The organism is Legionella stuttgartensis (assembly GCF_977063405.2).
The window spans coordinates 88240-96300 of sequence record NZ_CDRUHA020000062.1 but is presented as its reverse complement, the minus strand read 5'-3'; the positions used below and the strand labels follow the sequence as shown (position 1 = coordinate 96300).

The window sequence follows — 8061 nt, the reverse complement described above, 5'->3', positions numbered from 1 at the left end:
TCATGGACTTGTCTTTATCAAAGTTAAGAAGCACATCAAATTCACTGATGTTGGGTGGTAGCGCATCTTCATCAAGCTCACTGCGCCCTGCCCGCTGCGCAATGGAAATCACTTGCGGATAGCGAAGCAATGCTTTTTGTACTTGTTGACCTAAACGCATGGATTCATTAAGGGAGGTTCCCGGCAAGGTACTCATCACGACAATAAAGTTGCCTTCATGAAACTCCGGTAAAAAAGACGTGCCAAAAAAAGGAAGTAACGCCAGTGCAAAGACAAAAGCCGATAATGCAAACGCAAGAACCATTTTGCAGTGGGCAATAGACCATTGGAGTGCTGTTAAAAAATGCTTTTTAAGCCACAAGACAAAGCGAGTTTCGGACTCCGCCTGATGGTTACCTTCCTTTTCTACGGCATAATGCCGTTCCTTATTCGATAAAGCGTGCAGACTCACTTCAACATCTTGCTGTTTTTCTTGACCACACACCAGTAACCAGTAACACAAAGCAGGAACCATAGTGATGGAGACCACGAGAGAGCCCAATACCGAGGCAATGTAGGCAATGGCTAAGGGGCTAAAAATATGCTCAGCAATCCCCGATAAAAAGAAGATGGGTAAAAAAACCAAACTAATGATAATCGTGGCATAAACCACTGAACTTCGAATTTCAAGCACCGCATCAAAAACTACTTGTATGGTGGGTAAAGGATGGGCTTCCTGACGATTAATCCGTAAACGGTGCACCACGTTTTCCACCGTAATGATGCCGTCATCGACTACTTCTCCAATGGCAATGGCCATACCACCTAAGGTCATGGAATTGATGCCAATACCAAAATAATGAAGCACTAGAATACCCACTACGAACGAAACGGGCATCGAAAGGAACGTAATAAACGAAGCGCGCCAATTCATCAAAAAAACAAAAAGAACCGCAATAACAATCACAGCCCCTTCAAGCAAAGCCCGAGTTAAATTGTGAATGGCAGATTCAATAAAGCTGGTTTGGCGAAACACATTAGTCATTAAGGTCACATCGTGAGGCAAGGACTTTTTAATTTCCGCAAGTGCTTTTTCGACTTTCTCTGTGGTCGTGACCGTATCAGCCCCATAGGCTTTAGAAATTGTCCCAATCACCGCATTTTGGGTATTATAAGCTCCATCACCTCGCTTAATTTCTCCACCAAAAGCAACATTTGCCACATTATTCATGGTAATAGGTACCCCATTACGAACCACAATCAATGTTTTTTTGATGTCTTTAAGCGTCTTAATCCGCCCAAGGGTACTCACTACGAATTCGGTTCCTGCCTGGTGAACAAAGGCACCGGGTACGTTTTGATTCGCCGATGTCAGCGCTTGTCGCACGTCTTCCACCGAGATTCGATAAGCGAGCATACGCTCAGGAATGAGGCGCACCTGGTATTGCTTGACCTCACCACCCAGGGAAACTACAGAAGCTACGCCACCTAATGCTAGAATCCTGGGACGAATCGTCCAATCCGAAATAGTGCGCAAGGTTTCAGGACTTTCGGTGCGGCTCACCAACGCATATTTGACCAACCACCCCACGGCAGACGTAACCGGTAACATGATGGGTGACTCAACGCCAGGAGGGAGGCGATTGACTACTTGTTGAATGCGTTCATTAACTAACTGGCGATTACGATAAATGTCAGTTTGGTCGTCAAACACCACCGTGATGGTGGACAGTCCCACAGACGTTTTAGAGCGCACACTAACCACCCCTGGCGTGCCATTAATCGCACTTTCCAAAGGATAAGTAATTAAAGTTTCTACATCTTGCGTGGCCATGCCAGGCGCTTGCGTTTGCACCACCACTTGCGGTGGGGCAAATTCGGGAAACACATCTACTGGCATTTGTTTTAAAGTATAACCACCCAGCAAACAAAGAATAATCGTTAAGGCCAAAATCAAGGGGCGATTATGTAACGACCAGGCAATTAAGTGCGTAAACATTTAGTGAGGCTCCTCTTGGCCTGAATGAGGCTTACTACCCCCACTCAACCACAAAGTATAAAGCTCACGATGTCCTTGCGTCACAACAAGGTCGCCAGGAACTAGCCCGTCTTTAATTTCTGAATACTCATCATCCACGGCACCCATTTGAACAACGACGCGATCATAAATATCCTTATTTTGCACAAAAACAAACGACTCGTTATCTGCCTGCAACACGGCCGCATTGGGTACGGCAAGTGCTGCTTCATTACGCGCTAAAATGACGTTGGCGCGTACAAACATTCCGGGCTTTAGGAGTTTCTCTTCATTATCCAAGGTGATGCGCACATTCACGGTACGGGTTAAGGAGTCAAGATTGGGTTCAATTAAAGTCACTTGGCCTGGAAAAGTTCGCTTGGGGTAACTTAGGGCATGAACATTCACTTCTTGCCCTACCTTAATCTTATCTAAATCTTCTTCATACACTTGAGCGATGACTAACAGTTTGTCGCGATTGCTGATGTGAAAAAGAACGGTGTTCGGTTCAACGGCTTGACCTAAGTTAATGTTCCTGGCATCAATGATGCCCGCAATGGGTGCCGTGACCGCAACACTTGGTGGAGGATTACCCACTAATCTTGATTGCACTGTGGCTAAGCGTTGTCCTGCCTTGACATTATCTCCTAAATTCACATCAATGGCCGTCACACTTCCGCTAATCCGAATGCTAACATCCGCTTGCGCATCAGGTAACAATTGAATTTGGCCATTTAAACCAAGCATTTGCGCCATAGGACGATTGGTTGCTTCCACTACCTTGATGTCAAGCATCTTGGTTTGCTGGGGTGTTAAATGAACTGGGCCTTTAGCTCCTCCCTCACTCACTTCAATTTCTTCTCCATGGGCAAAGCACCCTTGAATAGGAAAGAGTAGACTAAGAAACAGACTAATTAATGCCATCCTTCTCATGCGCTGTTGCCATCTCATTTACTATCCCCATTCCTTTGATACGCTAAATAAGGGCAAAACCCATTGGTTTTACCAGGACCAATAGCTGTACATAAAGCCACATACACTTGCAAATACTTTTCTAACGTGTTGAGATAAGTCGTTTGTAAATCATTTTGTTGTTTTTGTACTTGCAGCACATTCAAAAAAGAAATTTGTCCATTCTCATAAGAGTCACGAGCCAGTGTGACATTCTCAACCGCTAATTTCAGAGAAACCTGTTGCGTTTCCCTAAGACTCATTTGCAGCGCTTTTAATTGCCCATAGTTACTGGTTACTTCCGTCTCAATACTTAAATTCAAAGCACGCAAAGCCATTATTGCCTGAGTCCCTGTGTGACTTGCTTCTAAAATTCGCCCCTGATTACGATTAAACAGAGGAAGAGGCACGGAAAGAGTCACACCCAAAGTCCTATCGGCAGGTTGAGGTGGGCCCTCTTCGACCACAATTTTATCTTGTTGTACCCCAAGCCCTACCGTCCAATCAGCAAAACGCTCGGCTTTGGCCAAACGGCGATCGGCATTGGCGCGTTCAATCGATAATGCGATGGATTGACGGTCTGGACGATTTTTAAGCGCTAAGGCTTTTAAGCGGGGTAATTTAAGGAGCGTTCTCTCAGCGATAAAATCCATCTTAAGGGATAAGGGTGAATTGGCTTCTCGCCCCATCAATTGATTCAGTAGCGCATATTGGCTAATACGAAGACTATGCAACAGGTGCTTTTCTTGCCCGATACGCAGATACTCAATGCGTGCCGCATTCTCATCCAGCTTTGAAATTTCAGCCGCGTGATAACGGTTATGAATCACATCAACAAGCTCTTGGTTTATCCGTAATAAGTAATTCACCTGTTGCGTGCGACGCTCAGTAATCATCGCGGCATAAAATGCATTTGCTACTTTGGCGCTTAATTGGCGCTCTGCTTCCCTGATTTCTGCCATGGCTTTCAATACATCTAAACGCGCCACTGTCTTTTGCTTTGCAATACGCCCAGAAATAGGGAATGCTTGATTAAACCCAGCACTTCGTGAATATTCCCCTTCATCATTAAATAAGCGATCGTCGTTGTTGGAGAGGTTGAGGCTTGGATTGGGCCAAAGGCCAGCTTGTAGCAAACGGGCCTTGGCAATAGCCACATTATAACGAGCGGCTTTTAAATCCTTGTTGTTTGCAAAAGCCATTTGAGTTATTTCCTGAAGAGTCCATGCCTTCCCCGCTGTTGCCAAAGAGGCATACAGCAACAGAAGAACGACCCTATAAGAAAACCGCCAAGCACGATGATATTCCATAAACAATGGCTCAAAGAGGTCTATCTATTGTTTTATCTTGCATCGGTAGGCTCGACCTACCATCCAATGGTCTGCCACGAAATCATTTTTGGGATTGCCTTCATAAGTTTGCTGATGTTGACTCACCAAAACCGTATTAGCACCTAATAACGCCGCTTCATTTCTTAGGATATTTCGTTCGTCCTTGATCAAATGCTCGTGTGATTGATAGGATTGGCTCATGCCATTGCGATCGTAGGCTCTGACTTCCCCTAAAAAAGTACAGCCTTTTGAGAGCTGACCTGACTGGAGAATGGTTACTTTTTCTCCTTCAGGGGTTAACTTGGCATTATAGGAACAACCCACCAGAAAGGCGGGAATTATCACCAGGAGGGTGCGTTTCATCAGATAATGAGTCATAAATTAATCCCTTCTTTTTATTATTTTTATTTTCTAGTATCTCCCACCCAATGCCATTAAACAATGGGTTGTAAAATAATAGATGATGTCGTACCTGCTTCTGCAGTAAGATGACTGTTTTATGCATTCTCTTTTTCTAGTCAGCGATTGGATGGATACTCGTGTCGATGAGATGGTTTGTTGTTGCAAGCATTGGACTATAGACACAAACCGAGCCATTGATTTTTCTTTGTTTTGCCGCGTAGCACGCCAAATCCGCTTCTTTGATGACGGTATTCACTGAGGCCGAGTGAGGATTCATCTGAGTGATGCCAATAGAGCAACCTAGATTAAGCTCCGATAAAATACCTTCTTTGAACGATTGTCTCGTCACAGTGATAAGATTTTCAGCAATCTTTTTCGCCTCATCGATAGAGATGTTTTCCATCACGGCAATAAACTCATCCCCACCATAACGAGCCACGATATCATCCTTTCGCAATCGCTGCGTTAGGAGTTGCCCAAATGTTTGTAACGTGTTATCTCCCGCATCATGACCATAACGGTCATTGACCGTCTTAAATTTATCCATATCAATAAAAAGAACGATAACCCATCCTCCATGCATCTTAATTTGTTGGAGCCTTGTGTTCAAAACCTCAAAAAGGGTCTCTCTGTTATGACAGCCAGTTAGCGAATCATACTGAGCATGCTGCCTTAATAGTTCGTAGCGACTTTTAAAATCAGCCATTAATTCCGCTTTTTGAATGGTCTTAGTCACCAAATGACACGAAAAATAAGTATAAGTCGCTGCTAACAAAAATACACTGCCATAAAAATAATTAAGGCAATGAGGATCGACCAATAAACCATAAAAAATGCTGGCTATATAACTGAGGATAAAAATGCCAATAAAAGAAAGAGAAACAAACCTTAGTCGCCGATAGTGATTCCCTTGTTGCACTAATCCATTGATTAAATAAGCTCCTTTAGCAAGAAAGACAATACCAAACACTATCATAACAACTGGGATAACCATGATTTTGCCTTAAATACAGTCTGAACTATTTTTTTAGTATAGACTTGATTTTTCTTCAATGAAGTGATCGTGATGATTTTTGTTTAGCCAATACAATAAAGACTAATCACATCTTAAGCTCATCTGACCATCCTTTTTTCATAGTGTCACTCTCTTTAGTCTCAGCGCATTGATAATCACTGACACTGAAGAAAGCGCCATCGCCGCTGCTGCAATCATAGGACTTAAGAGCAAGCCGGTTAGGGGGTACAAAACCCCAGCAGCCAAAGGCACACCCAGTACATTATAAATAAATGCGAAGAAAAGATTTTGGCGAATGTTGCTCATGGTATTTTCTGACAAACGTCGCGCTTTGGCGATACCACGCAAATCTCCATGCAACAAGGTGACCCCAGCACTTTCGATGGCCACATCAGTGCCTGTTCCCATGGCAATACCAATATCAGCTTTGGCAAGCGCTGGGGCATCATTCACCCCATCTCCTGCCATGGCAACAATAAGACCTTTGTCTTTTAATTCACTCACGATGCGACTCTTGTCTTCAGGCATGATTTCAGCTACCACCTTTTTAATGCCGAGGGTCCCTGCCACCGCTTCTGCTGTTTTTTTGCTATCTCCGGTGAGCATGACAATTTCAATGCCACTTTGCTGAAGTTCGAGGATGGTCTCTGGAGTACTCGATTTAATAGGGTCTTCAACCACCAAGAGAGCTACTGTTTTACCATCAACCGCCATAAACATGACTGAGGCGCCTTTACCACGAAGTTCATCAGCCTTTTCAAAAAGAGGGGCATTATCGCTTCCATGCTCTTGCATTAATCTGGCGTTACCAATAGCAACATGATGGCCGTCTACCTGACCTACAACCCCTTTTCCAGTGGGCGCTTCAAACGCTTCGACTGTTCCAAGGGACAATCCTTTTTCTTTTGCAGCATGCACAATAGCATTGGCCAGCGGATGTTCACTTTGATGCTCAAGTGCCGCAGCTAATGCTAAAGCATTATCCTCCACGAAATCATCGGTCACAATGCGTGTCAATTTAGGGTGACCTTCAGTAAGCGTGCCCGTTTTATCGACCACCAGGGTATTGACCTTCTCCATTCGTTCCAACGCTTCGGCATTTTTAATCAATACCCCGCTTTGTGCTCCTTTTCCAACACCGACCATAATGGACATGGGCGTTGCTAAACCTAACGCACAAGGGCAAGCGATGATGAGTACTGACACAGCAGTTATCAAACCATAGCTAAGCGCTGGTTGCGGACCCAACAGTGCCCACACAATAAAAGACAGCACCGCAACCAAAATCACAGCGGGCACAAACCATCCTGAGACGGTATCGGCTAGTCGCTGAATCGGCGCACGGCTTCGTTGGGCATCACTCACCATCTGCACAATGCGTGCAAGCATGGTATCACTGCCCACATGCAGCGCTTTCATGACAAAGCTACCCGTCTGATTAATCGTAGCACCAATAACTTTAGCGCTGGCCTCTTTAGCAACTGGAATGGGCTCACCCGTCACCATGGATTCATCGACAAAGCTTCGGCCTTCTTGCACTTCACCATCCACTGGTATTTTTTCACCAGGCCGAACACGCAACAAATCACCAACGGCAACGTTATCCAGGGACACTTCCTCTTCACTGCCATCTTCCTTAATTCGGTGTGCACTTTCAGGGACCAATTTTAACAAGGCACGGATGGCACTACCCGTTTGTTCTCGAGCTTTTAGTTCCAGCACTTGCCCCAACAAGACAAGCGTAGTAATCACTGCTGCCGCTTCAAAATAAACAGCAACTACTCCTTCTTGACTTCGAAACGCATGGGGAAATACACCTGGCCAAAGGACAGCCACCATACTGTAAATCCACGCCACACCAATACCCATGGCAATCAAGGTAAACATATTGAGTTGGCCTGTTTTTAGAGACTGCCAACCGCGCTTGAAAAAAGGCCAACCTCCCCATAACACCACTGGCGTGGCAAGAAGCAATTGGATCCAACTGGAACCATTACCAGAAATAAAATGCTTCAAACCATGTCCACCCATCTCCAATATCACAACAGGTATAGTTAACATCAATGCAATCCAAAATCGACGTCTCATATCAAGATATTCAGGGCTCACAACCTCCGAAACCGTCACCGTTTCCGGTTCTAAAGCCATACCACAAAGAGGACAATGACCAGGGGCAGATTGGCGAATTTCTGGGTGCATGGGACACGTATAAACAATAGGCCCCTCCATTTTGGAAGAGGCTTGCTGAGTCTTGGGAGAATTATGTTCGTGAGGACAAGCATGTCCTTTACCAGAATGGGTATGTCCTTGATGGTGGTCGTGTTTCATGGTTTGCCCTACCTGTTAAGTGTGAGTATGCTTTGGCT

Annotated in this window: 6 protein-coding genes; all 6 read right to left on the bottom strand. The window is 44.8% G+C overall.

Annotated elements, in window-relative coordinates; genetic code table 11:
* The coding region (locus ACWTEW_RS23495; protein WP_454783453.1) for an efflux RND transporter permease subunit at window positions 1-1978 on the bottom strand (1978 nt) is incomplete at its 3' end.
* A complete protein-coding gene (locus ACWTEW_RS23490) occupies window positions 1979-2947 on the bottom strand; it encodes an efflux RND transporter periplasmic adaptor subunit (RefSeq protein WP_015961479.1) in 969 nt (322 codons plus the stop codon).
* On the bottom strand, window positions 2944-4257 hold the full coding sequence (locus ACWTEW_RS23485) for a TolC family protein (RefSeq protein ID WP_015961480.1): 1314 nt from the start codon (window positions 4255-4257) through the stop codon (window positions 2944-2946). Before ACWTEW_RS23485 ends, ACWTEW_RS23490 begins: the two co-directional genes overlap by 4 nt.
* 24 nt (window positions 4258-4281) lie before the next feature.
* Window positions 4282-4656 (bottom strand): DUF4156 domain-containing protein, encoded by a 375-nt coding sequence (locus ACWTEW_RS23480; protein WP_021436947.1) that lies wholly within the window; start codon window positions 4654-4656, stop codon window positions 4282-4284.
* A 136-nt stretch (window positions 4657-4792) separates the two neighbouring features.
* Window positions 4793-5674 carry a GGDEF domain-containing protein gene (locus tag ACWTEW_RS23475; RefSeq protein ID WP_025519938.1) on the bottom strand — a complete coding sequence of 294 codons (882 nt, stop codon included), beginning with the start codon at window positions 5672-5674 and terminating at the stop codon, window positions 4793-4795.
* 138 nt (window positions 5675-5812) lie between these two features.
* Complete coding sequence (copA, locus tag ACWTEW_RS23470; protein WP_058393167.1) at window positions 5813-8023, bottom strand: copper-transporting P-type ATPase; 2211 nt, start codon at window positions 8021-8023, stop codon at window positions 5813-5815.
* Window positions 8024-8061 lie beyond the last annotated feature (38 nt).